Genomic DNA, 24,202 nt, shown 5'->3' on the forward strand with positions numbered 1-24,202 from the left:
TCCTCTCGAAGGTACGTGGCGCGGGTGCCGCGCGGTTCAGCCCGGGGCGCAGGGCCAGGGGGCGAGGGTCGTGCGGTCCAGGTCGGCGAGCCGGGGGCGGCCCAACAGGGCCATGGTGTGCTCCAGTTCCTCGCGCAGCAGGCCGAGCACCCGGTGGACTCCGGCTTCGCCGTCGGTGGCGAGGCCCCAGAACGCGGGACGGCCGACCAGCACGGCACGGGCGCCGAGGGCGAGGGCGACGGCGATGTCCGCGCCGGTGCGCACACCGCCGTCGAGCAGCACGGGCAGGTCGGCGGGGACGGCGTCGACGACCTCGGGCAGGGCGGCCAGCGCCGGTACGGCTCCGTCGAGTTGGCGTCCGCCGTGGTTGGAGACCAGGACGGCGTCGGCGCCGTGCTCGACGGCGAGCCGGGCGTCCTCGGCGGTGAGGACGCCCTTGAGGACCAGCGGCAGCCGGGTGCGTTCGCGCAGCCAGGCGAGGTCGCCCCAGCTCAGGGTGGGGTCGAACTGCTCGCGGGCGTGCTCGGCGATGCCCGAACTGCCCTTCGCGGCACGGTGGCTGGCCGTCATCAGGGCCGGGTCCAGGTTGACCGCGCGGACGGTGGGCGGGACGGCGAAGCCGTTGCGCAGGTCGCGCAGCCGGTGGCCGATCCGGGGGGCGTCCACGGTCAGCACCAGGGCGTGGTAGCCGGCCGCCTCGGCGCGTTCCACCAGGTCGGCGAGGACGGCGCGTTCGCGCAGCCAGTACAGCTGCAGCCAGAGCGGGCCGGTGGCGGCCCCGGCGATCTCCTCCAGGGTGCGGCTGGCGAACATCCCGGCGACCAGCAGGGCGCCGGCGCGGCCGGCGGCGCGTGCGGTGGCGGTCTCGCCCTCCGGGTCGACCAGGCGGTGGTAGGCCATCGGGGCGATGCCGAGCGGGAGCGCGAGCGGTGCGCCGAGCAGGGTCAGCGCCGGGTCGCAGTCCGAGACGTCGACCAGGGTGCGCGGGCGCAGCGCATAGCGCCCGAACATCTCCCGGTTCGCCGCCAGGGTGCGTTCCGCCCCGCTGCCGCCTTCGATGAAATCCCAGATTTCCGGGGAAAGTTGTTCGCGCGCCGTGCGCTCGATCCCGGCCAGAGTGAGTACTCCCACGGGCGTTCCTCGTTCCCGGACGGCCACGCGCGGGCCGGTCCCGGTTCGGCAGCGTAGGAGCAACGGCCACATTGGTATAGACCTTGATTTGACCAAACGTCTGTGCCATGGTCTGGCAACGGAATTGACCGCTTTGGTTGTGAACGGCGTTCATGTCAAATCCCCTCACTTGTGTGGAGCCGCGTTGACCGGCTTTTCCTCTCCACTTCCGCCTTCCGCGGCACCGCCGCACTCCGACGCACCGGACGACTGGGTCGACCGCCTGCTGCTGGCCGGCCCGGGCGGCGAGGAGTGCCTGCACCTCGGCGCGCCGCTCGACCGGGACGCCCTGCGCGCCCTGGTCGACGAGCAGTCCGTACGGCTGGCGACGGCCGGGCTGGGCCCCGGCGGGACGGCGGCGCTGCGGCTGCCGCCCTCGGTGGCGTTCGTCGCGGTGCTGCTGGCATGCTGGCGGCTGGGCGCCCAAGTCGCCCTGCTCGACCACCGGTTGACCGACCACGAGATCGACACGGCGGTCGCGCGGCTGGCCCCGCAGGTGCTGGTAGGCTCCGCCCACCGGCCCGCGGCGGCACTGCGCGGCTTCTCCGAGGTGGAGCCGGTGGCCGTCCCGCTGCCGGACGGACGACTGGCCCGCACCGGGCACGCGTTGATCCAGCTCAGCTCCGGATCGACCGGCCCGGCCAAGGTCATCGCCCGGACCGCCGGCGACCTGCTGCGCGAACTCGACTGCTACCGAAGGCTGGTGGAGTTCCCCGGCGAGGGCGAACGGGTCGTCCTGCTCTCCTCGGTCGTGCACGTGCTCGGCCTGGTCGGCGGGCTGCTCAACGGCCTGCACGCCCGTGCCGCACTCACCGTGCCGGAGCGGATGACGGCGGCGGGCATCCTCGCCGCAGTCGCCGGCTCCGACCGGCCGACCACCGTCATCGGAGTGCCGTTCCACGCCGAACTGCTGGCGGGGACGGTCGCTCCCCCGCCGCTGCCCCGGCTGCGACGGATGATCGTCGCGGGCGAACTGGTCCGCCCGGGCCTGCCCGCGCTGTTCACCGAGCGCTACGGCGTCCCGCTCGGCACCATGTACGGCATGACCGAGACCGGGGTCATCGCCACCGACCTCGACGGCACCCTCCACCCGGCCAAGCGCCCCGTCCACGGAATGCGACTGCGCCTGGTGGAGGGCGAGTTGCAGCTCGCCTCGGCGTCCTCCCCGTACCCCGGCCTGGACGACCCGACGCGCTGGTCGGACGGCTGGCTGCACACCCGGGACGCCGCCGGGCTGGACGGGAGCGACGGTCTGGTCACCGTGCTCGGCCGACTCGACTCCCAGGTGTCGATCGGCGGTCTGAAGGTCGACCTCACCGAGGTCGAGCAGACCCTCACCGCACTGCCCGGGGTCCGCGAGGCCGTGGTCGTCTTCGACGACGGCGCGATCGAGGCCTACCTGGCCACCGAACCTGACGCCGACCTCGCCCTGCTCCACGCCGGACTGGAGCGCCGCCTCGCCGCCTACAAACGGCCGCGCCGCCTCGCCCTGCTCCCCGTCCTCCCCCGCACCTCCACCGGAAAGCTGCTGCGCGACCCGGCCGCCCTGCGCGGCTCCGCCACGGCCGGCGCGGCCGCCGCGCGCTGACCCGGCGCCCCGCCGCGCACCCCCGCACGTACGCACCAGAACCCCGACAAGGAGCCACCACCATGCAGGACCGCATCCGCGCGTTCGTCCTCGCCGCCCTGACCGACATGCAGTACGACGTCTCCGAGGCCACCGGTGACACCGACCTCGGCCCGGCCGGGCTGGACCTCGAATCCCTCGCGCTGGCCGATCTCTCGGTGCAGGTCGAGGACGAGTTCGGGATCAAGTTCGACCTGGACGAGATGGAGACCACGGCGCTGATGACCCTGGACGAGTTCACCGCCGACGTCGCCCGGCGGATCGACGCCCTCGCCGCCACCTCCGGCAGCGCCGCGTGACCGGCGCCCCGCGTCCGGACGACCTCCCGGAGCGGGCCGAGGTGCTCACGATGCTGGCGGCGTTCGGGCAGCGCGCCGCCGACACCGTGCCCGAGGAACTGGGATCACTCGAACTCACCTGGCTCGTAGCCGAGTTCGAGCAGCGCTACGGCCTGCAGCTGGACCTGGACGACGAGCGCTTCGGCGCGGTGCGGACGGTCGACGACGCGACCGCCCTGCTGCGCGACGCCGTTCTGACCGAGCGCGCCGTCCTGAGCGAGCGCGCCGTCCTGGCCGAGCGCGCCGGTCCGGCCGAGCCCACGGGCGCCCGGCCGTGAGCGGCGTCGCCACGGGCGCAGGACCTCCCGGGCCGCTGGGCCGGGCCGGGCCGGTGGTCACCGGTGTCGGCGTGCTCAGCGCCGCCGGGCGCGGGCTCGCCGCACTCACCGAGGCCGCGGCCCACGGCAAGGCCGCGTTCGGCCCGGTCACCCGCTTCGACGTGCGGGCCCGCCGGACCGAGCGGGCCGCGCTGCTGCCCGACGCCCTGCTGTCCGGGGCAGCACTGCCGAGCGCGCCGCCGACCAGCCCCCCTGCGTCCGGCTCCGGGCCGGCGCCCGCCTCGCCCGCCCCGGCCGTGGCGGTGCTCGACGCGATCGCCCAGGCCTGCCACCAGGCCGGCCCGGGCGCCACCGAGGGCACCGCGCTGCCCGTCCTGCTCGCGCTGCACAGCGACGAGCGGACCCGCGCCACCGTCGACGCGGTGGCCGCCGGGCTCCGCGCCGGCCGGACGGCCGCGGGCGTCAGCCGGGTGTACACCGGCGCCTGCGTCGCCGCCGCGACCGCCGTCGCCGACGCCGCCGCGGCGGTGGCCACCGGACGGCACGAGCGGGTCCTGGTCGCGGCCGTCCACCTGGTCGAGCCGGGCGTGTTCGCCGTCTTCGACGCCGGGCGCGCACTGGCCCGCGACGGCGAGCTGCGCCCGTTCAGCGCCGGACGGACCGGCACCCTGCTGGGCGACGCGGCCGCAGCCGTCGTGGTCGAGGCCGCCGCGGCCGCCGAACGCCGCGGTGCGTCCGTGCTCGCCCGGCTGGCCGGCTGGGGCCGGGCCGGCGACGCCCACCACGTCTGCCGCCCCGAACCGGACGGCACCGGGGTGGCCCGGGCGATCGAGGCCGCGCTCGCCCGCGCGGGCGTCGCACCGGCCGAGGTCGGCTACGTCAACGCCAACGGCACCGGATCCCCCCTGGCGGACCTGGCCGAGGCCCGCGCCCTGCGGCGGGTGTTCGGCCCGCACACCGGCCACCTGCCGGTCAGCTCCAGCAAGTCCGTGCACGGGCACGCCCTGGAGGCCTCCGCCCTGCTCGAACTCGCCGTCCTCGTCGGCGCGTTGGGCACCGGAAGACTTCCGGTCAACGCCGGCTGGCTCGGCCCCGACCCGGACGTCGGCCTGGACCTCGTCCTGGACGGCCCGCGCACCGCCCGCCCCGCCCACGCGCTCAGCCTCAACTCCGCCTTCGGCGGCGCCAACACCGCGCTGCTGCTGGCCCCGGGATGACACCGACACCACCATGACCACCGCTGCCGACCACACCCACGGCCTGCGGGTCCTCGCCGAGGCCCGCCGCCCCTCCCCCGGCCTGGCCGGGCCACCGCCACCGCTGCCCGGCTTCGCGGCCTCCGGCTTCAACCCGCTGGTCGCCGACACCGCCGACCGCTGCCTGCGCGAGCACCACGGCCCGCCACCCGCCCCCGGGCGGACGGCCCTGCTGCTGGCCAGCGCGAGCGGCGACCTCGCCACCGCGCGGGCCATCGAGCAGAGCGCCGAACCCGGCCGACGGACCGGCCCGCTGCTGTTCTTCCAGTCCAACCCCAACGCCGTCCTCGGGCACATCGCCGCCCGCTGGGGCCTGACCGGCCCCGTCGTGGCGATCTGTCCGGCCGCCGCCGAACCCGGCCGCGTCCCGACCGAGGCGTACGAACTCGCCGCACTGCTGCTCGCCGACGGCGACGCCGACCGGGTGCTGGTCGTCGCCGCCGAGCAGACGCCCGACGGCGACCACGCCGCGGCCGTCCTGCTCGCGGGCCCGTCGGCCTGAACCCGCCGAACACGCCCCGAACGTCCCGCACGCCCCCGCCCTGCACGCCCGTCCGCCCTGCACAACCCCGAACGCCCAGCACGAGCTGCACCCCCTGCACGCCCCGAGCAGTCCCGAGCAGTCCCGAGCGCCCCTGCCGCCCGCGCGCGGCCGACCGACGCTGCCATCCGATCAGCCGCCCGGGCCGTCCACCGGCCCCGAGGGAGGGATCCACCCCCGTGACCATCCGCAGTCTCCGCACCCTGCTCGCGGACGACCCCGACGTCGGCGCCGGCAACGTCCTGACCACCCGGATCGCGCTCGGGCAGGACGTCGACGAGCCGCTGCTCACCTTCGACACCCCGGTGGACCACCACCCGGCCTGGCAGCCGCTCACCCTGCGCGAGCTCGACCGGGCGGTCCGGGCCCGGGCCGCCGCCCTGCACGCGCTCGGCGTCACCCGGCGCGACCCGGTCGTGGTCTACGCGAGCGACGCCGCCGACCACGTGCTGGCCTTCCTCGCCCTGGCCCGGCTCGGCGCCGTCCCCGCCCTGCTCAACCCGAACCTGGACGGCGAGCGCGCCGCCCGCTACATCTCCCGCCTCGGCGCGACCGGCGTCCTCGCCGACCCGGCCCACCTCGCCGTACTGGCCGGCCACGAGCCCGGCGCGCCCCTGCTGCCCGAGATCGGCACCCTCGGCGCGGGCGACCCGGACGACGCCCCGGAGCCGTATCGGCACTGGTCCGGCGATCCGGTGGCGATCACCCATTCCTCCGGCACGACCGGCCTGCCCAAGGCCGTCGTCCACTCGCACGCGAGCCTGTACGCGGCGATCCGCCACCGGCTGCGGCTGCCCCGCCCGCAGGGCCAGGACCGCATGCTCAGCGCCCTGCCCGCACCGCACGCCGCGACCCTGATCGCGCTCAACCTCGCGCTCAGCTCGCACACCCGGCTCGCCCTCCTGTCCCGGCAGTCCGGCGACGGCGTGCTGGAGGCGATCGAGCGGTGGCGGCCCACCGGGGTGGTCGGCTTCGCCGCCACCTGGGCCGACCTGGCCCGCCACGACCTCACCACCCGGGACCTCACCTCCGTCGCGCTCTGGTGGAACACCGGCGACTGCGCGCACGAGGTGCACATCCGCCGCCTGATCGCCACCGGCAGCCGGGAGACCGTCACCCGTGCGGGCCGCGCCCGCGTCCCCGGCTCGCAGTTCGTGGACGGCCTCGGCTCCACCGAGATGGGCCACTCGCACTTCTTCATCACCCACGGCCCCGGCACCGAGCGCTACGGCCGCTGCGTCGGCCGCCCGCACGCCTTCGTCGACTGCGCGGTGCTCGGCCCGGACGGTGAGCCGCTCGGCCCCGGCGAGGTCGGCGAACTCGCCACCGCCTCACCGACCTTGGCGCTCGGCTACTGGAACGACTCGGCCACCACCTTCCGCACCCGGGTCCGCGGCCGCTTCCTCACCGGGGACCTGGTGTACCGGGACGAGGACGGCTACTACTACCACGTCGACCGGGCCGTCGACTCGGTCGAACTCGGCGACGGCGGAAGGCTGTTCACCGCCGTGTCGGAGGAGCGGGTGCTGGCCGCCCACCCGGACGTGCTGGACTGCACGGTGGTGGCGTTCCGGGACGGCGAGCGGGTGGTCACCGACGTCCTGCTGCTCCTCGCCGAGGGCGCCGACCCGTCGCTCGACCGCACCGCGGCCGTCCTCGCCGCCCTGGACGGGCCCACCGCCGCGACCGTCCGCCGGGTGTCGGTGGTCTCCGGCGACGACATCCCGCTCGGCCCGACCGGCAAGGTCCGCAAGGTCCTGCTGCGGCAGCGCCACCTCACGGCGGTCGGCGCATGACCGGCCGCGAGGGCGCCGTCGTCACCGGCATCGGCCTGGTCACCCCGCTCGGCCGCAAGCCCGCCGAGGTGTTCGAGGCGCTGACCGCCGGCCGCTCCGGCATCCGCGCCGTCCCCGAGGGCCACGCCGCGCACGGCTGGCTGCCCGCCGCCGGGATCGCCCCCGCCGTGGACGGCCGGGAGGTGCTGCCGCCCACCGAGACCCGCTGCGTGGACCGCTTCGTGCTGCTCGGACTGGCCGCCGCGGACGACGCGCTCGCCGACGCGGGCCTGGTGGTCGGCCGGGACGCCGACCCGCACCGCACCGCCGTGGTGCTGGCGACGGGCGGCGGCGGGCTGGAGACCTTCGAGCAGCAGTCGCACCGCCGGCTGGAACGCGGCCGCCCCGGCGTCAGCCCGTACCTGCTGCCCGGCATGCTCTCCAACATGGCCGCCGCCCGGGTCGCCATCAAGCACGGCATCCGGGGGTACAGCTCCGCCGTGGTGACGGCCTGCGCGGCCGGCGCCCAGGCGATCGCCGAGGGCCTGCGGCTGATCCGGGCCGGCGACGCGGACGTGGTGGTGTGCGGCGGCACCGAATCCTCGCTGCACCCGACGATCGCCGCGGCCTTCACCAACGCCCGCGCACTGGCCCAGGGTTGGGACGAACCGGAGCAGGCGAGCCGGCCCTTCGACGCCCGGCGCAACGGCTTCGTGCTCGGCGAGGGCAGCGCGGTGCTCGTCCTGGAGAGCGCGGCGCACGCCCGGGCGCGCGGCGCCGGCGGCTACGCGGAGGTCATCGGCTGGGGCGCCTCCACCGACGCCCACCACCCGACCATGCCCCGGCCCGACGGCACCGGTGCCGCCGACGCGATGCGCGCCGCGCTCGCGAGCGCGGGCCTGGCCCCGGGCGACATCGACTACGTGAACGCCCACGGCACCGGCACCAAGCTCGGTGACGTGGCCGAGACCGCGGCCCTGCACGCCGTCTTCGGCGCGCACCGGCCCGCGGTCAGCTCCACCAAGGGCGCCACCGGCCACCTCCTGGGCGCCGCAGGCGCGTTGGAGGCGGCGGTGACCGCTTTGGCGGTGGCGAGGGGGACGCTGCCGCCCACGCTCAACCTGACCGACCCCGACCCGGCCTGCGACCTCGACCACGTCCGGGGCAGCGCCCGGTCCGCCCCGGTGCGCGCCGCGCTGAGCAACGCCTTCGCCTTCGGCGGCCACAACCTCAGCCTGGTCCTCGGCCCCGCCCGGGCCGGGGCCGCCGGATAGCGCGCCGGCCCACCGATCCACCACCTGCCATCCCTCCGGGGGGAGATCCCGATGTCCGTCCAGACCATCACCCACGCCGAGTTCCACTGCGCCGACGCCGACAAGACCGCGGCCGGGCTCTGCGCCGACTACGGCTTCACCGCCGACGCCCCGGCCACCGCGCCGGACGGCACCCGCACCGTCGAACTGCGCCAGGGCACCATCCGGCTGCACCTGGCCTCCGCCGCCGACCCCGAGCACCCGGTCGCCGACTTCGTCGCCCGGCACGGGGACGGCGTCGCCGTCCTCGCCCTGGGCTGCACCGACCCGCAGGCCGCACTGGAACGCGCCGAACGGCACGGCGCCCGCGTCCTGGACCGCGCCGGCGCGCTGATCGCCGGCTTCGGCGACACCGCGCTGCGCCTCGTCCCGCTGCCCACCGGCGGGCCCGCCCCCGAGCCGAGCCTGCTGGACGCGCTCGACCACGTCGCGATCTGCCTCCCGGCCGGCGAACTCGCCCCCGCTGTACGGTTCTGCGAGGCCGCGCTCGGATTCCACACGATCTTCGAGGAGCACATCGAGGTCGGCGAGCAGGCCATGGACTCCAAGGTGGTGCAGAGCCCCTCCGGCGCGGTCACCTTCACCCTGATCGAACCCGACACCGGCCGCCGGCCCGGCCAGATCGACGACTTCCTGGCCGCCCACGGCGGCGCCGGCGTGCAGCACCTCGCCTTCAGCACCCACGACATCACCACCGCCGTCCGGACCGTCCGCGCGCGCGGCGTGGAGTTCCTGACCACCCCGGGCGCCTACTTCGACGTCCTGGCCGAGCGCTTCGGCGAGACGGCCATCCCGGTGGAGACCCTGCGCGACCTGCACGTCCTGGTCGACCAGGACCACGGCGGCCAGCTGTTCCAGATCTTCGCCCGCTCGACCCACCCCCGGCGCACCTACTTCCTCGAACTGATCGAGCGCCAGGGCGCCGGCACCTTCGGCACCGCGAACATCAAGGCCCTGTACGAGGCCATCAAGCGGCACAGCTCCGCCGCCTCCGCCTGACCACCCCGCACCCCCGAAGGAGGCCCGACCATGACCACGACCGCCGAGTTCCGGCTCACCGAGGCCGAGCGCGCGCTGCTGCCCACCCCCGACGAGGTCGCCCACTACCGCGAGCACGGCTGGTACCTGTCCCGCCGGCTGTTCGGCGACGAGGAGCTGGACACCCTGCAGGCCGCCACCGAGCTGTACTACGCCGGCCACCGCGACCGCGAACTGCCCGTCCGTCCGCCCAGGTTGGCGTCCTGGCAGCCCTCGGACGGTCCCGTCCAGCGGCACAACGACTACGTCCACTACGAGAGCGACGCGATCGGCGCCGTCCTGCGCAAGCCGCTGGTCGGCGCGGTGGCCGCGCTGCTCGCCGGCACGGAGGAGATCCGGATCTTCCAGGCCACCCTGATCTACAAGCCGCCGGTGCCCGGGGAGCCCAGCAACCGGGTGCCGTGGCACTTCGACAAGCACTACTGGCAGACCTGCACCTCGCAGGAGATGCTCACCGCCTTCATCCCCTTCCACGACTGCCACGAGGAGAACGGCACCATCACCATGGTCGACGGCAGCCACCGCTGGCGGGAGCTGCCCTCCGGCGAGGACTCCACCCGGCACTTCGCCGACCGCGACCGCTCCGAACTGGGCGGCATCCTGGCCGCCAACGCCGCCCACAACGGGCAGCAGGTGACCAAGGTCCCGATGCCGATCCCGCGCGGCCACATGTCCTTCCACCACTGCCGCACCTACCACGGCAGCGGCCCCAACCTGGCCTCCTACCCGCGCCGCGCCGTCTCGCTGCACCTGCAGGACGCCGCCAACGAGTACCACCGGCACGACCGGGCGGACGGCAGCCCCGTGGTGTACAACCACGACGTCCTGGTGCGCCGCACCGCCGACGGCCGGCCGGACTACGCCGACCCGCGGTTCTGCCCGGCGGTCTGGCGGGGACGGCCGTGACGGCTCCCCCGGACACGGCCACGCCGGCCGCAGCCCTTCCCCCGGAGGCGGTGCGCGCGCCGGGCGTCCCCGCCCCGCTCGGCACGCCCGCCGAGCGCTACCGGATGCTGCGGCTGATCCGCGGCTTCGAGGAGCTGGCGCTCGGCCTGGTGAAGTCCGGCGCGATCCCCGGCGGCATCCACCCGTACATCGGGCAGGAGGCCGTCGCGGTCGGCGTCTGCTCGGCGCTGGGCCCGGCCGACCGGCTCACCAGCACCCACCGCGGCCACGGCCACGTGCTCGCCCGGGGCGCCGCCCCGCACCGGCTGCTCGCCGAACTCCTCGGCCGCGTCGGCGGGTTGAACGGCGGCCGGGGCGGATCCATGCACGCCGCCGACCTCTCCCTGGGCATCCTCGGCGCCAACGGCATCGTCGGCGCCGGCGCCCCGATCGCGGTCGGCGCCGCCTGGGCGGCCCGCCAGGAGCAGGCCGGTCGGCAGACGCAGGCCGGTCGGCCGGCGCAGACCGCCCCGCGGCAACAAGCCGACCCGCAGGCCCAGACCGCCCCGCGGGCGCGGACCGGCCAGGAGCCGCCCGGGCGAACCCCGGTGGCAGTGGCCTTCTTCGGCGACGGCGCACTCAACCAGGGCGTGCTGCTGGAATCGCTCAACCTCGCCGCGATGTGGCGCCTGCCGGTGCTGTTCGTCTGCGAGAACAACGGCTACGCCACCACCCTGCCCGCCGCCACCGCCGTCGCGGGCAGCGCCACCGGCCGGGCGGCCGCCTTCGGCATCCCCGCCGAGGAGGTGGACGGCATGGACACCGAGGCCGTCCGCGCCGCCGCCCTGCGCGCCGTCGAGCGGGCGCGCGACGGCGGCGGCCCCGGCTTCCTGGAGTGCCGCACCTACCGCTACGAGGGCCACCACACCATGGAACGCCGGATGAAACTGCGCTACCGCACCCCCGAGGAGGTCGAGGCCTGGCGCGGGCGCGACCCGCTCCCCCGGGCCGCCGCCCTGGTCGACCCCGCGGCGCTCGCCGGGCTGGACCGATCGGTGGCCGAACAGCTCAGCTCCGCCGAGGAGTTCGCGCTCGCCTCCGAACACCCGGACCCGGCGCGCGCATCGGACCACCTGTACGCGGACGGGCTGCGGGCCCGGGCGGGAGCGACACCGTGACCAGGCTCTCCTACACCAAGGCGCTCAACCGGGCGCTGGCCGACGAACTCGCCGCCGACCCCGCGGTCTGCGTCTTCGGCGAGGACATCGGCGCCGGCCTGGCCGGGCCCACGCTCGGCCTGCTGGACCGCTTCGGCCCGGACCGGATCGTCGACACCCCGCTGTCCGAACAGGCCTTCACCGCGATGGCGGTCGGCGCCGCACTGGCCGGCCGACGCCCGGTGCTGGAGTTCCAGATCCCCTCGCTGCTGTTCCTGGTCTTCGAGCAACTCGTCAACCAGGCGCACAAGTTCTCCCTGATGACCGGCGGCCAGGCGGCCGTGCCGCTGACCTGCCTGGTCCCCGGGTCCGGCTCCAGGGACGGCTGGGCCGGACAGCACTCCGACCACCCGTACAGCCTGTTCGCGCACGCCGGCCTGAAGACCGTGGTGCCCGCCACCCCGACGGACGCCTACGGGCTGCTGCGATCCGCGATCCGCGATCCGGACCCGGTCGTGGTGTTCGCGCCCGCCGCCGCCCTGCCGGTGCGCGAGACCGTCACCCGGGAGCTCGCCCCGGTGCCGCTCGGCCGGGCCCGGATCCACCGCCCGGGCACCGACGTCACCGTGGTCGCCCTCGGGCACCTGGTGCACGACGCGCTCGCCGTGGCCGAGGAGGTCGCGCCGGACGTCTCGGTGGAGGTGTTCGACCCGCGCACCGTCCACCCCTTCGACTGGCAGGCACTGGCCGACTCGCTGCAGCGCACCGGCCGGCTGGTGGTGATCGACGACTCCAACCGCAGCTGCGGCTTCGGCGCGGAGGTGCTGGCCACCGCCGCCGAGGAGCTGCGCCTGATCGCCCCGCCGCGCCGGATCACCCGGCCCGACGGCGCCGTCCTGCCCTTCGCCCCGGCCCTCGACCGGGCCGTGCAGCCGAGCCGCGACCAGCTGCGGCACGCGCTGTACGCCGTCATGAAGCACCCCTGACCGGCCCCCGCCCCCGCAAGCCCGTGCCGCGACACCCCGTGCCCGGCACACCCCGCAGCACCCCTGCAGCACCACGCGGGACACCCCCGCAGCACACCCCGTGACCGACAAGGAGCCCGCATGTCCGCCAACCGCTACCACTGGGACCGCTCCCACCCCGGACTGACCAGCCTGCAGCAGGCCATCGACCCCCTGCGCCGCGAGGTGGTCGGCCATTCCGTGTACGCGGCGCTCACCGACATCGAGCGCGTCCGCACCTTCCTGAACAGCCACGTCTTCGCCGTCTGGGACTTCATGTCGCTGCTGAAGAGCCTGCAGCGCGACCTGACCTGCGTCGAGGTCCCGTGGGTGCCCGGCGGCCCGACGGCCAGCCGGCGGCTGATCAACGAGATCGTGCTGGTCGAGGAGAGCGACGAGCTCGGCGAGGGCTACACCAGCCACTTCGAGCTGTACCTGGACGGCATGCGCCGGGCCGGCGCCGACCCGCGCCCGGTGGAGGCGTTCCTGGCCCTGCTGGGCACCGGTTCCGCCGTGCCGGAGGCGCTGAAGGCCGCCGACGTCCCGCAGCCGGCCGTGGACTTCACGAGCACGACCTGGTCCGTCATCGAGAACGCCCCGGTGCACTGCCGGGCCGCGGCCTTCGCCTTCGGCCGCGAGGACCTGATCCCCGAGATGTTCGCCCAGGTGATCGCGATCGACGACCCGGACGGCCTGCTCACCGTCTTCAAGGACTACCTGGCCCGGCACATCGAGGTCGACGGCGAGCAGCACACCCCGATGGCGATGCAGATGCTGATCGACCTGTGCGGCGACGACCAGGCCAAGTGGGACTCCTGCGCCGTGACCGTCCGCACCGCGCTGCAGGCCCGCTCCCGGCTGTGGACCGGGATCGAGCGGTCCTTCCGGTAGCGTCCGGCGCCCGGACAGCGCTCGGACAGCGCTCGGACGGCGCTCAGATCACCTTCGGCAGCACGGCGGCCGACGCGGGCGGCTCGTCGGCCGCCGTCCGGAAGCGGTGCAGCGCCGCCCGGCCCTCCGCGCCGCGGACCCGGGCGGCGAGCCGGGCCGGCAGCACCACCGTGGTCAGCCACCCCTCGCCGCGGAACCCCTCGACCGTCCAGCAGACCCACGGCAGCGGGTAGTTGGCGGCCGGGCTGAAGAACACCGGGCGCTGCCCCTGGAAGCGGACCGCATAGGCGCCGAAGCGGCTCCAGTTGGAGAAGCTGAACCGGCGGGCCTGCGGGTCGAAGCCCAGCGGTACGCACTCGCGCAGCCGCGAGCGGCCGAGCGCGGCCAGGAAGCCGAGGTTGGCCCGGAGGTTGAGGTGCGCGGTCGGGAACTCATCGACCGCCGCCCGCAGCGCGCCGGCCAGCGCCGCCGGGCCGTCCCCGGGCCGGTGCGGCACGTGCACCTCGCTCAGCAGGTTGCCCACCAGGGCGGGCGAGAGGCCGAGCCAGCGGCGCGCGTTGACCGGGACGGTCAGCATCCGCTCGGCGTCGTCGCCGTCCAACTCCCGCAGGGTGGCGAGCAGATGCGCGCACAGCACGTCCCCGGCGGACAGTCGGCGCCCGGCCGCGGCACCGAACTCCGCGCGCATCCGGGCCACTTCGGTGTCGGTGAAGGCGATCTGGACGGTCCGGTTGGCGCGCGGCCCGGCCGCCACCTCGCGGGCCAGCAGCTCGGCCTCGGCGGGCGCGGGCACCCGGAACCCGGGCCGCCCGCAGTCCTCGGCGGGCAGCGCACCGTCCAGCAACTCGTCCTGGTCGGAGACGAGTTCGGCCTCCGGGAGCGGTTCCCCCTCGACCGCCGCCGACCAGATCCGCAGCAGCAGCATGAAGCTGTGCAGATCGCCGATCGCATGGTGCCAGGAGCAGCCGAGCAGCGTCCCGCCGTCGGCGGTGCGGGTGACCCGGACGGTGAGCAGCGGGGCGCCGCCGGTGCGGGCGCCCGGTGCGTCCACCCGGTCGACCAGTTCGGAGCCGGCCGCCGTGACCCGGCCCATCGCCTCGGCGAGCGTGCCGTCCACGGTGTAGACCTCCAGTGGCACGCCGGAGTCGTCACAGACCGCTTCCAGGACCCCGTCGACGGTGCGCAGCCGCCCGGCGAAGACCGGCACCCGTTCCAGGGCGCGGGCCAGGCCGGCGGCGAGCCGGTCGTCGTCCAGCGGCTGCTCGAAGCAGAGCACGACCGAGACGGCGAGGTCGGCGAGCATGGTGTCCATCAGGCCGCAGCGCAGCACCCGGCCGGTGGCACGCCCGGCTCGGACGGTCCGGGATCGGCGCAACCGGGGCCAGATGCTCATGGGTTCCGTTCCGAAGCACTCGATGCCACCCGGCGACGCCCGGCACTCGCCGACGCCCGACGCCCGGCGACGCGCGGGCACGCCGAACGATAGTGCCGCCATGGCACAGTGGTCCAGTCCAATCCTGTGGTCCGGGAAGGCCGTTCACGCCCACCGGCGATAGAATTCCCAGCATGGGAGAGCGCGTCGGCGCACTCACCGCGCCACCCCTCGTCCTGGTCACCGAGACCGACTCCCAGCTGATCGACCCGACCCGGGCCTATCACGTCGGCCGCGACCCGACCAGTGAGATCGTGCTGGACGACCCCCGGGTCTCCTGGCACCACGCGATCCTGCGCGCCACCGACGGCCACTGGCTGCTGGAGGACGTCGGAAGCACCAACGGCACCTTCGACGACGGCCACCGGGTCAGCCGCGAGGACGTCGGCCCGGGCACCCGGCTGCGGTTCGGCGATCCGGCCGACGGCCCGTCCGCGACCTTCGCCGGCCTGCCCGCCCCGGCGCCGGACGAGCGCACGGTCCTGGTCGCCCCGGAGAGCTCCGGCGTCTTCCGCAGTCCGAGCGCCGTCCTCCAGCTGCCCGGCCGCACCGTGCGGATCGGCCGCTCGCCGGACAACGACCTGGTGCTGGACGACCTGGTGGTCTCCCGGCACCACGCCGAGCTGCGCGAACTGCCCGACGGCAGTCACGAGATCGTCGACCTGAACAGCCACAACGGCACCTACCTCAACGGCCGCCCGGTCAAGCGCGGCCCGGTCGGCCCCGCGGACATCGTCGGCATCGGCCACTCCGCGCTGTGCCTGGTCGACGGCCGACTGGTCGAGTACACCGACACCGGCGAGATCTCGCTCGACGTCCAGCACCTGGTCGTCCACGTCGGCCCGGACCGCCGGGTCCTGCTGGACGACGTCAGCTTCCCGCTCCCCGAGAAGACCCTGCTCGCGGTGGCCGGCCCCAGCGGAGCGGGCAAGTCCACGCTGCTCAACGCGCTCACCGGGCTGCGCCCCGCCGACCAGGGCACGGTGCTGTACGACGGACGCGACCTCTACCGCGACTACGCCGAGTTGCGCCGCCGGATCGGGCTCGTCCCGCAGGACGACATCCTGCACACCCAGTTGACCGTCCGCCGCGCGCTCACCTACGCCGCCGAGCTGCGCTTCCCCGGCGACACCGACCCGCAGGAGCGGGAGGCCAGGGTCCTGGAGGTGATCCACGAACTGGGCCTGGACGAACGGGCCGACCAGGTGATCGCCAGCCTGTCCGGCGGCCAGCGCAAGCGGGTCAGCGTGGCCCTGGAGCTGCTGACCAAGCCCTCCCTGCTCTTCCTCGACGAGCCGACCTCCGGGCTGGACCCGGGCATGGAGCGCTCGGTGATGCGGATGCTGCGCGGGCTGGCCGACGACGGCCGCACGGTGGTCGTGGTGACGCACAGCGTGCTGAGCCTGAACGTGTGCGACCGCCTGCTGGTGCTGGCCCCGGGCGGGCGGACGGCCTACTACGGGCCGCCCGGCGAGGCACTCGACTACTTCGGTCAGGACGAGTGGCCGGAGGCCTTCGAGGCCTTCGAGAGCGACACCGAGGGCGTCGCCCGTGACCGGTTCCGGGCCTCGTTGCAGTACCAGCGGTACGTGACGGCCGAGGCGGCCCACCCGCCGCACGACGCCGCGGCGGCCGCGCCGACGATCGGCCACGAGAAGCCACAGAGCTGGCTCTCCCAGCTGGGCACGCTGGTGCGCCGGTACTCCGCGGTGCTCGCGGCCGACCGGCTGTTCCTCACCGTCATGATCGCGCTGCCGTTCATCATCGGCCTGATGTGCCGGGTGATGGCCGGCTCCCGGCTCACCGACGAGAACGCCATCAACTGCCTGCTCACGCTCTGTCTCGGCGGTGTGCTCACCGGCTCGGCCAACTCGGTGCGCGAGATCGTCAAGGAGCGCGCGATCTACCGGCGGGAACGCGTCGTCGGCCTGTCCAGATCGGCGTACCTGGTCTCGAAGGTGGTGGTCCTCGGGGCGGTCACGGTGGCGCAGGCCGCGGTGCTGACCGTGGTCGGCCTGGGCGGGGTCAAGCTCTCCGCCGAGCCCCGTCCGGGCTCCCCGCCACCGGTGACGAGCGGTGTGCTGATGCCGCAGCTGCCCGAACTGATCATCGCGGTCGCGGTGCTCGCGTTCACGGCGATGATGCTCGGCCTGGTGGTCTCCGCCGCCGTCGACAAGGAGGAGACCACGATGCCGCTGCTCGTGCTCCTCGCCATCGTCCAGATCGTCCTCAGCGGTCTGATGCTCAAGCTGGTCGGCGTGCCCGGCCTGGAGCAGTTCGCCTGGCTGTTCCCCTCGCGGTGGGGCCTGTCCTCCATGGCCCGGACGGTCCAGTTGAACGGGCTGACCATCCCGTCCCCGATCACCGCGGACCCGATGTTCCGCCACGAGCGCACCGGCTGGCTGGTCGGGATGGGCGCGATGCTCGGCCTCTCGGTGGCGTACGGCCTGGCGGTGCTGGCCCTGCTGCGGCGGCACGAGCCCTCGGTGATGCGCAAGTAGTCCGGCGGCCGGCCCGGGCGCGGGCGTGCACCCGTGCCCGGCGCCGGGTCGGGCCGCCGCCGGTAGAGTGGGAACCGACCCTGTGGTGCGAGTCGTGCCGCGCGCGGCGGGGGTCGCGCGGCGGAGGAAATGTAGCCGCCCATGGACGAGTTCGTGTTCAGCCCCACCCACGTCGCCCCGCCGGGCGGACTGGCCTCCTGGACGGCCCCGGACCCGGCACGGCCGTCGGCGCGGTTCGACGCGCTGCTCCCGCTGCAGCTGCTCGGCCGCCAGGGCGACTGGGCGCAGGTCCTGTGCTCCAACGGCTGGAGCGCCTGGGTCGACGGCCGGCTGCTGGTCGCCCTGCCGCAGCCGCCGCCCGCCGCCGGGGGCCCGCCCGCCCGGACCGCCGATCCGCGCCCGGCGCTCGCCGAGGCGGAGGCCGCGCTGGCCCGCTACCGCGCCCTGCTGGAGGACCTCGCGGCCGGGACCCTCGACCTGGAGGCGTTCCGGGAGCGCACCCGCGGCCTGCGGGTGGGCCTGGTGGTGGACGGCGAGGCGCTCTGGGTCTTCGACCCGGTGCACGACCGCTGGTGCTACTGCGACGGGCTGCAGCTGCAGACGTACGCGGCCACCGACCGGCAGCCGGCGCCCGCCGCACCGGAGCCCTCCCCGCGGCACACGCCGACCCCGGCACCGGCGCAGTCGCCCGCGCCCGGGGCGTCGCCGTCGCCGGTGGGCGGCCCGTACGCGCCCACCCAGGCCGGCGAGCCGTGACCTCCGCCGAGCAGCCGTCCGCCCCGAGCCTGCCCGCCGGCCTGGTCGGGCGGAAGGTCGCGGACTACCGGCTGGAGAGCGAGATCGGCCGCGGCGGCATGGCCGTGGTCTACCGGGCCAAGGACCTGCGGCTGCGCCGGACCGTCGCGGTCAAGCTGCTGGCCCCCGAGCTGGCCCGCAACGAGGTGTTCCGGCAGCGCTTCATCCACGAGTCCGAGGCCGCGGCGGCGATCGACCACCCGCACATCATCCCGGTGTTCCAGGCGGGCGAGCACGACGGCATCCTGTTCATCGCGATGCGCTACGTCGAGGGCGGCGACCTGCGCGCCCTGATCAACCGGGGCGGCCCCTTCCCGGTCGAGCGCACCACCCGTTTGGCCCTGCAGATCGCCTCCGCGCTGGACGCCGCGCACGACCACGACCTGGTGCACCGGGACGTCAAGCCGGGCAACGTGCTGGTCGCCGCCGGCACGGACAGCGAGCACCCCGAGCACCTGTACCTGGCGGACTTCGGGCTCACCAAGAAGTCCCTGTCGCTCAGCGGGCTGACCAGTGTCGGCCAGATCGTCGGCACGCTGGACTACGCGGCGCCCGAACAGATCTCCGGCCGGCCGCTGGACGGGCGCTGCGACCAGTACAGCCTCGGCTGCGTGGTCTTCGAGATGCTCGCGGGCACCCCGCCGTTCCGCCGGGAGAGCGACCTCGCACTGCTCTGGGCCCACCTCAACGACCCGCCGCCGGCGCTGGAGGAGCACCGGCCCGACCTGACGGCCGCGGTGACGGCGGTGGTCGCCCGGGCGCTCGCCAAGACGCCCGAGGAGCGGTACGCGAGCTGCCTGCAGTTCGTCGCCGAGCTGCGCGCGGCCACCACCGCGGCCGACGCCCCCGACGCGGCCCGGTGGGGCGGCGGCGGGCCGCCCACCCAGGTCGTCCCGGCGTTCGACCCGCGGGTGCCCCGCGCGGTGCCGGAGCCCCCCGCCTGGGCCTCGCCGGTCGTCCACCCGCCGCCCGCGTGGCCGTCCCCGTTCGCGTCCGGAGGGAGCCGCTCGTCATGGATGCCGTGAGCCAGGTGTTCGCCATGGTCGCCGCCGCGATCCACCTCGTCGCGTGGCCGCTGGAGAGCTTCCTCTACGGACACCCCCGGGTGCGCTACCTGCTCACCGGCAACACCGCGGACGCCCCGGAGGTCCGGCTCTGGCGCTTCAACGTGGGCTTCTACAACCTCTTCCTGGCCCTCGGCCTGGTCACCGGCCTGGTTCTGCTGCACTCCGGCCACGGCGGCTCGGGCCGCGCGGTGATCCTCTACATCGCCGCCTTCATGGTCGCGGGCGGGATCACCCTGTTCGTCTCGGAACCCAGGCTGTGGCGCGGGGCGCTCGGCCAGGCCGTCCCGGCGGCGGTGATCCTTCTGTCCGAGGCCTTTTGACGTGACGTCGTCTGTCTCACCGGCCGCGGGCACGGCTACAATCCGCCTGCCCCGTGACGGTCGCGGCGGCGTCTGGGGGTGGCACGGTGGCACAGTCCACGATCGGCGACAGATACGTGGTGAGCCTCGGCTGCAGGGTGAGCGTGGAGCACGGACCCACCACGACGAGGGTCAGGTGGAGCGTCTCCCACGTGCCGCAGGGCGGCGCGCCGCGGCCCGCCGAGGGGGACCGCGACATCGCCCTCATCTGCCCGCGGTGCCTCCGGGCGTTCTCCGTCCGGGTGGAGAGCGCCGCCCGGGCGAGGGCCAAGCAGCTGGTGCACCGGGCGCTGGGCTGGCTGCTGCTGCTCTCGCTGCTGGCCACCGTCCCGATGCTGATCCACCTGGGCGGCCAGACCGTCGAGGAGGGCGACGACCGGAGCACCCAGAACATCGGGCTGCTCTTCGCCCTGGCCGCCGCGGGCGTGATCATCGGCCCCTCGCTGCTGTTCAGCGCGAAGATGCACAGCGGCGTCAGGAAACTCCGGCACGTCCGCGACGACGGCACCAGGACTGCCCTGGTCCAGGGCCACCGGCTGTTCTGAGCCCCGGCCGGCCCGTCAGCTCTCGGCCGGCTCCTCCTCGGTGACCTCTCCCCGGTGCCGCACCCGGGTGGCGAGCAGCGCGCCGAGGGCGCCGGTGACCAGGCCCCAGCCCGCCGCGAGCGGGACGGCCGTCCACAGCGAGGGGCGCAGCGTGAGGCTGCCGCTGCCGAGGCCGGCCACCGGGTTGGAGCCGCCGAGGACGGAGCCGATCAGATCGTCCAGGCCACCGCCCTCGCCCAGGCCGACACCGAGCACGGAGAGCCCGTACTCGGCGTCCATCCGGGTCCACAGGCCCACCAGCAGCATGGTGACGGCGGCGGCCAGCGCGAACCGGACGGCGTGCTGCCAGAGCCGGACGGTGCGGGGCGAACGGCGGGCCGCCAGGAAGGCGGCCGCGAGCAGCACGACGGCGGCCAGCGGCAGCAGCCACCAGGCGCGCGCGTCCTGGTCCGCCAGGGTGCCGAGGTCGACCGTCGCCTCCTGTCCGTCCGGCACGCGCAGCACCTCGGCGAGCGGCTTGGGCACGGGCAGGCCGAGTGCGCCCTTCAACCGGCCGTGCCACTCGGCGCCGAGCCCGAGGCCGAAGGCCATCCAGGCGAGGTCGGGCAGCGCGAGCAGCACCACCGCCATGGTCTGCCGGGCGTCGCCGTTGACGACGGCGGTCAGCACCCCCGCCACCGCGCCGATCGCCAGGTACGCCAGCAGCACCGTCCAGAGCGCGAACGCAGCCGGGCGGACGGCGAGTTGGTGGCGCACCAGGCCGGGCGGCAGCGGCGCCCGGCGGGACACCGCGAAGGTGGCCGCGAGCACCGCCAGCAACCACGCCAGACCGATGCCGACGGTGCTCGGGCCCTCCGCGTGGAAGCCGACCTCCGGGGTCAGCCCGAGGGCGCCGCCGATCGACTGCGCGAGGTCGCCGCCGAGCGGGACGACGAAGCTGTGCCGGGCGACGAGGGTCAGCAGGACGAGGGCGAGCACCCACAGCACGACCGTCCGGGCGAGCCGGCCCAGCAGTTCACGCCCGCCGGCCACCGCGCGGAAGCGCAGCTGACGCAGCAGCACCTCGGCCATCGTGACCGCGCCGACCACCGACACGGTCAGCGGCATCGCCGTGATCCCGGCGTCCACGGCGGCGAAGCCGCCCGCGCCGCCGTCGAGTTGGACGGACCCGCCGACGGCGAGCGCCAGCGTCGCCGCGACCACCGAGGCGAAGCCGCCGTCGGGGAGGTCGGCGGCGCCGGCCAGCCAGAGGCCGAGCGCGGCCACCGCCGCCATCGCGACCACCCCGGCCAGCACGACGGCGAGCGCGTCCAGCCAGCCGCGGACGGCGCCGGGCGGGCCCGCGGCCCGGGTCGTGGGCTGCTCCATGCCGCCTCCTGGTCGCTCGACGGGCCTCCGGCTCTCGGGCCCGCTCGGCTTCCAGGGTGGCCGACGCCCGGGGCGCACGCTCGGCGACGCCCCGGGCACCTGCTGTTGCGGCGGGCGGTGCGCCGGGAGAGAAAGGGAAGCCAGTGGCAGGAGCTTCCCGTGCCGAACGCGATCGCCGGCCGCCTGCGAAACGGAGCCTCGATGACCTCCCAACCACCGCCGTCCGGACCACCGACCGAGCCGCCGTACGGCCCTCCCTCCGGCCCCCCGTCGGGCCCGCTGGCCGGTCCGCCGTCCGGTGGCGGCACCTCCGGGCCGTCGTCCGTGCCCCCGCCGCCCTCGGGCCCGCCCGGGGACTCCGGGCCGCCCTCCGGTGGTGGCAACGGTTCCAGTGGCTCCGGGGGCCGGCCGCACCGCCCGTGGTGGCGCTCCCCGAAGGGGCTGGCGCTGGCGGCGGGCACCCTGGTGGTGGCCGTGGTGGCCACCGTGGTGATCGTCGGCAACCAGGGCAGCAAGACCGAGGCGATCCCGGCCGCCAACGAGGTCGCCCTGCAGGCGCCGGCGGACCCGGGGCCCGCCCCGTTCACCCCGTCGGTGGAAACCCAGGGGATGACGGCGCCCGCTCCCGCCACCTCGGCGGCGCAACAGCCCGGCGGTACCACCCACCCGGGCGGCGCAACGTCCGCGGGCAGTACGTCGGCCGCCCTGCACAGTGTCGAGGGCAGCTCCGCGGGGCTGTACGGCGGCGCGATGGGCAAGTCCAGCTGCGACACCGAGCGCCTGATCGGGATGGTCTCGACCGGGGACACCGGCCGTGCCTGGGCCGCCGGCGCCGGCATCGCGCAGGCCGACATTCCCGGCTACCTGCGCTCGCTCACCCCGGCGTACCTGCGGGTGGACACCCGGGTGACCAACCACAGCTACAAGGGCGGGGCCTCGGTCGAGTACCAGTCCGCGCTGCAGGCCGGGACGGCCGTCCTGGTGGACGCCCAGGGCGTGCCCAGGGTGCGCTGCGCCTGCGGCAACCCGCTGGGGCCGCCGAAGCTGATGAGCAACGCCAAGTACACCGGGAAGGCCTGGACGGGCTTCCAGCCGTCCTCGCTGATCGTGGTGGTGCCGGCGCCGCAGCCGGTGACCGCGATCGTCCTGGTGAACATCGACACCGGCGGCTGGTTCGCCCGGGCGACCGGGCAGATCCGGATCGTGGACAAGCCCGTCGAACCGCCGAAGGGCCCCCTCGCGCCGGGCGTGCCGCCGCCCGCGGTGTGGAAGCCGACCACGCCGTCGGGTTCGCCGGCCTCCGGGACCGCTTCGGGCGCCACGACGTCCGGGGCCACCACCTCGGGTGCCACGACCTCCGGGGCCACCACCTCGGGCTCGACCACCTCCGGGTCCACCACCTCGGGTGCCACGACGTCCGGCGCCACCACCTCGGGCTCGACCACCTCGGGCTCGACCACCTCCTCGGGCGGGCCGTCGTCCTCCTCGGCGACGACCTCCACGGGCACGCCGTCCGCGACGAAGTCGACGGCGAGCACCGCGCCCTCGACCGCCACCACCACGGCCACGACGGCCACGACGGCCGGCAAACCGACCACCACCGTCACATCGGCCGCGACCACCGTCACGACCAGCGCGAAGTCGACGGCCGCGGCCTGTGCGACCACGGCGCCGTCGACCCTCCCGCCGTGCCCGACCACGCAGGCGGCCACGCCGAGCTGACCGGGCGTCCGGCTCCGCCCCGCTGCCACCGTCCGACTCCCGGCCGGTGGCAGCGGCACGCCTCCGGGCCCGCCAGTGGCCGGTCCTCGGTCATCGGTCGTCGACGGCCGCCCCGGGTGCCCGTGCCGATCCCCGCGCACGCCCTCCGTGTTCGTGTGCGACGGATGCTTGCACACGGCACCGACAAGCCACCGGGTGGCCGGATATCTCGCTGGTCAGCCGGGCCGGTGGTGCGGCAGAGTGCCCCCCATGACCACCACTCAGGGCCTGGACGCCGCCGGATTCATCGCCCGGGAGGGCTCGCTCACCCGCATGCCGGCGCCGTTCGCCCCGGTGGTCGGCGCGGCCCGCGAGCGGATCGCCCGCGTCTTCGGCCCCGACCGGCTGCACAGTGCCTACCTCTACGGCAGCATCCCGCGCGGCACCGCCCGCCCCGGTGTCTCCGACCTCGACCTGCTGCTCGCCCTGCACCACGAGCCCACGGCCGCTGACCGGGCCGACGCCGACGCCCTCGAAGCCGCGCTGGACGCCGAGTTCGCGCAGGTCGACGGCGTCGGCGTGCTGCTCTTCGGCACCGGCACCCTGCTGAGCGAGCTCGAACGGCACGATCTGGGCTGGTTCGTGGCCTGCCTGTGCACCCCGCTGCTCGGCGTGGACCTCGCCACCCGGCTCCCCCGCTACCGGCCCACCTCCCTGCTCGCCCGGGAGACCAACGGCGACCTCGCCCTGGCCCTCCCCGGCTGGCGCAAACGCGCGGCCGCCGCCACCACGGACGCCGAACTCCGCGCCCTCACCCGCGCGGTCACCCGCCGCATCGTCCGCACCGGCTTCACCCTGGTGATGCCCCGCTGGGGCGGCTGGACCAGCGACCTCACCGCCTCCGCCGAGGCCTTCGCCGCCTACTACCCGGAGCACGCCGACCGGATGCGCCTGGCCGCCGCCACCGCCCGTACTCCGGCCGCTGACCGCGCTCCCGCCGTGGACCGGGGCGTCCTCACCATGCTCATCGACGACCTGGGCCCGTGGCTCGCGGCCGAGTACACCGCCGTGCACGGCGAGAAGGCACCCCGCCCCTGACCCGCGCCGCCGCCGGACGGCCCGACCGGACGGGCCCGACCAGCGGCGGCGGGGCCACGATGC

Annotated in this window: 22 protein-coding genes; 19 read left to right on the top strand and 3 right to left on the bottom strand. The window is 75.4% G+C overall.

Annotated features, from left to right (window positions below; translation table 11 throughout):
* Nucleotides 1-36 precede the first annotated feature (36 nt).
* The gene (locus ABT048_RS10190; RefSeq protein ID WP_350520885.1) at nt 37-1,131 is read right to left on the bottom strand and encodes an alpha-hydroxy acid oxidase; all 1,095 of its coding nucleotides are present in this window, start codon (nt 1,129-1,131) and stop codon (nt 37-39) included.
* A 184-nt stretch (nt 1,132-1,315) separates the two neighbouring features.
* On the opposite strand from ABT048_RS10190, the gene ABT048_RS10195 reads away from it, so the two are divergent.
* The 12 genes from ABT048_RS10195 (at nt 1,316) to ABT048_RS10250 (ending at nt 13,273) form a co-directional block, all read left to right on the top strand.
* Nucleotides 1,316-2,758 (top strand): class I adenylate-forming enzyme family protein, encoded by a 1,443-nt coding sequence (locus ABT048_RS10195; protein WP_350520886.1) that lies wholly within the window; start codon nt 1,316-1,318, stop codon nt 2,756-2,758.
* Nucleotides 2,759-2,820: 62 nt separating this feature from the next.
* Nucleotides 2,821-3,096 carry a phosphopantetheine-binding protein gene (locus ABT048_RS10200; RefSeq protein ID WP_350520887.1) on the top strand — a complete coding sequence of 92 codons (276 nt, stop codon included), beginning with the start codon at nt 2,821-2,823 and terminating at the stop codon, nt 3,094-3,096.
* Complete coding sequence (locus ABT048_RS10205) at nt 3,093-3,413, top strand: acyl carrier protein (protein ID WP_350520888.1); 321 nt, start codon at nt 3,093-3,095, stop codon at nt 3,411-3,413. The genes ABT048_RS10200 and ABT048_RS10205 overlap by 4 nt, the downstream gene beginning before the upstream one ends.
* Nucleotides 3,410-4,630, top strand: coding sequence for a beta-ketoacyl synthase N-terminal-like domain-containing protein (locus tag ABT048_RS10210; RefSeq protein ID WP_350520889.1), 1,221 nt, complete (start codon nt 3,410-3,412; stop codon nt 4,628-4,630). Before ABT048_RS10205 ends, ABT048_RS10210 begins: the two co-directional genes overlap by 4 nt.
* 13 nt (nt 4,631-4,643) lie before the next feature.
* A complete protein-coding gene (locus ABT048_RS10215) occupies nt 4,644-5,171 on the top strand; it encodes a hypothetical protein (RefSeq protein WP_350520890.1) in 528 nt (175 codons plus the stop codon).
* Between the two features lie 218 nt (nt 5,172-5,389).
* On the top strand, nt 5,390-7,006 hold the full coding sequence (locus ABT048_RS10220) for a class I adenylate-forming enzyme family protein (protein WP_350520891.1): 1,617 nt from the start codon (nt 5,390-5,392) through the stop codon (nt 7,004-7,006).
* A complete protein-coding gene (locus ABT048_RS10225; RefSeq protein WP_350520892.1) occupies nt 7,003-8,259 on the top strand; it encodes a beta-ketoacyl-[acyl-carrier-protein] synthase family protein in 1,257 nt (418 codons plus the stop codon). Before ABT048_RS10220 ends, ABT048_RS10225 begins: the two co-directional genes overlap by 4 nt.
* 51 nt (nt 8,260-8,310) lie before the next feature.
* Entirely contained in the window at nt 8,311-9,297 is a 987-nt protein-coding gene (gene hppD, locus ABT048_RS10230; protein WP_350520893.1) for a 4-hydroxyphenylpyruvate dioxygenase, read from the top strand.
* Between the two features lie 30 nt (nt 9,298-9,327).
* The gene (locus ABT048_RS10235; RefSeq protein WP_350520894.1) at nt 9,328-10,242 is read left to right on the top strand and encodes a phytanoyl-CoA dioxygenase family protein; all 915 of its coding nucleotides are present in this window, start codon (nt 9,328-9,330) and stop codon (nt 10,240-10,242) included.
* 104 nt (nt 10,243-10,346) lie between these two features.
* A complete protein-coding gene (locus ABT048_RS10240; protein WP_350521076.1) occupies nt 10,347-11,399 on the top strand; it encodes a thiamine pyrophosphate-dependent dehydrogenase E1 component subunit alpha in 1,053 nt (350 codons plus the stop codon).
* Nucleotides 11,396-12,364 (top strand): alpha-ketoacid dehydrogenase subunit beta, encoded by a 969-nt coding sequence (locus ABT048_RS10245; RefSeq protein ID WP_350520895.1) that lies wholly within the window; start codon nt 11,396-11,398, stop codon nt 12,362-12,364. The genes ABT048_RS10240 and ABT048_RS10245 overlap by 4 nt, the downstream gene beginning before the upstream one ends.
* 120 nt (nt 12,365-12,484) lie before the next feature.
* Nucleotides 12,485-13,273, top strand: coding sequence for a DUF3050 domain-containing protein (locus ABT048_RS10250; protein WP_350520896.1), 789 nt, complete (start codon nt 12,485-12,487; stop codon nt 13,271-13,273).
* Nucleotides 13,274-13,316: 43 nt separating this feature from the next.
* Here ABT048_RS10250 and ABT048_RS10255 read toward each other — a convergent pair whose 3' ends face one another.
* A complete protein-coding gene (locus tag ABT048_RS10255; protein WP_350520897.1) occupies nt 13,317-14,666 on the bottom strand; it encodes an acyltransferase in 1,350 nt (449 codons plus the stop codon).
* 173 nt (nt 14,667-14,839) lie between these two features.
* Between ABT048_RS10255 and ABT048_RS10260 the strand changes: the two genes are divergently transcribed.
* The 5 genes from ABT048_RS10260 to ABT048_RS10280 all read left to right on the top strand — a co-directional run bounded on the left by ABT048_RS10260 (nt 14,840) and on the right by ABT048_RS10280 (nt 19,972).
* The gene (locus ABT048_RS10260; protein WP_350520898.1) at nt 14,840-17,206 is read left to right on the top strand and encodes an ABC transporter ATP-binding protein/permease; all 2,367 of its coding nucleotides are present in this window, start codon (nt 14,840-14,842) and stop codon (nt 17,204-17,206) included.
* Between the two features lie 141 nt (nt 17,207-17,347).
* Nucleotides 17,348-17,962, top strand: coding sequence for an SH3 domain-containing protein (locus ABT048_RS10265; RefSeq protein ID WP_350520899.1), 615 nt, complete (start codon nt 17,348-17,350; stop codon nt 17,960-17,962).
* A complete protein-coding gene (locus tag ABT048_RS10270) occupies nt 17,959-19,026 on the top strand; it encodes a serine/threonine-protein kinase (RefSeq protein ID WP_350520900.1) in 1,068 nt (355 codons plus the stop codon). The genes ABT048_RS10265 and ABT048_RS10270 overlap by 4 nt, the downstream gene beginning before the upstream one ends.
* Nucleotides 19,014-19,388, top strand: coding sequence for a DUF1304 domain-containing protein (locus ABT048_RS10275; RefSeq protein ID WP_350520901.1), 375 nt, complete (start codon nt 19,014-19,016; stop codon nt 19,386-19,388). The genes ABT048_RS10270 and ABT048_RS10275 overlap by 13 nt, the downstream gene beginning before the upstream one ends.
* Before the next feature lie 86 nt (nt 19,389-19,474).
* Nucleotides 19,475-19,972 carry a hypothetical protein gene (locus tag ABT048_RS10280; protein WP_350520902.1) on the top strand — a complete coding sequence of 166 codons (498 nt, stop codon included), beginning with the start codon at nt 19,475-19,477 and terminating at the stop codon, nt 19,970-19,972.
* A gap of 15 nt (nt 19,973-19,987) precedes the next feature.
* On the opposite strand, the gene ABT048_RS10285 is transcribed toward ABT048_RS10280, so the two are convergent.
* Nucleotides 19,988-21,340 carry a streptophobe family protein gene (locus ABT048_RS10285; protein WP_350520903.1) on the bottom strand — a complete coding sequence of 451 codons (1,353 nt, stop codon included), beginning with the start codon at nt 21,338-21,340 and terminating at the stop codon, nt 19,988-19,990.
* A 201-nt stretch (nt 21,341-21,541) separates the two neighbouring features.
* On the opposite strand from ABT048_RS10285, the gene ABT048_RS10290 reads away from it, so the two are divergent.
* Nucleotides 21,542-23,062, top strand: coding sequence for a DUF6777 domain-containing protein (locus ABT048_RS10290; RefSeq protein ID WP_350520904.1), 1,521 nt, complete (start codon nt 21,542-21,544; stop codon nt 23,060-23,062).
* A gap of 249 nt (nt 23,063-23,311) precedes the next feature.
* Entirely contained in the window at nt 23,312-24,139 is an 828-nt protein-coding gene (locus tag ABT048_RS10295; RefSeq protein ID WP_350520905.1) for a nucleotidyltransferase domain-containing protein, read from the top strand.
* Nucleotides 24,140-24,202 lie beyond the last annotated feature (63 nt).

The organism is Kitasatospora sp. NPDC096140 (assembly GCF_040303045.1).
Classification (GTDB): Bacteria; Actinomycetota; Actinomycetes; order Streptomycetales; family Streptomycetaceae; genus Kitasatospora.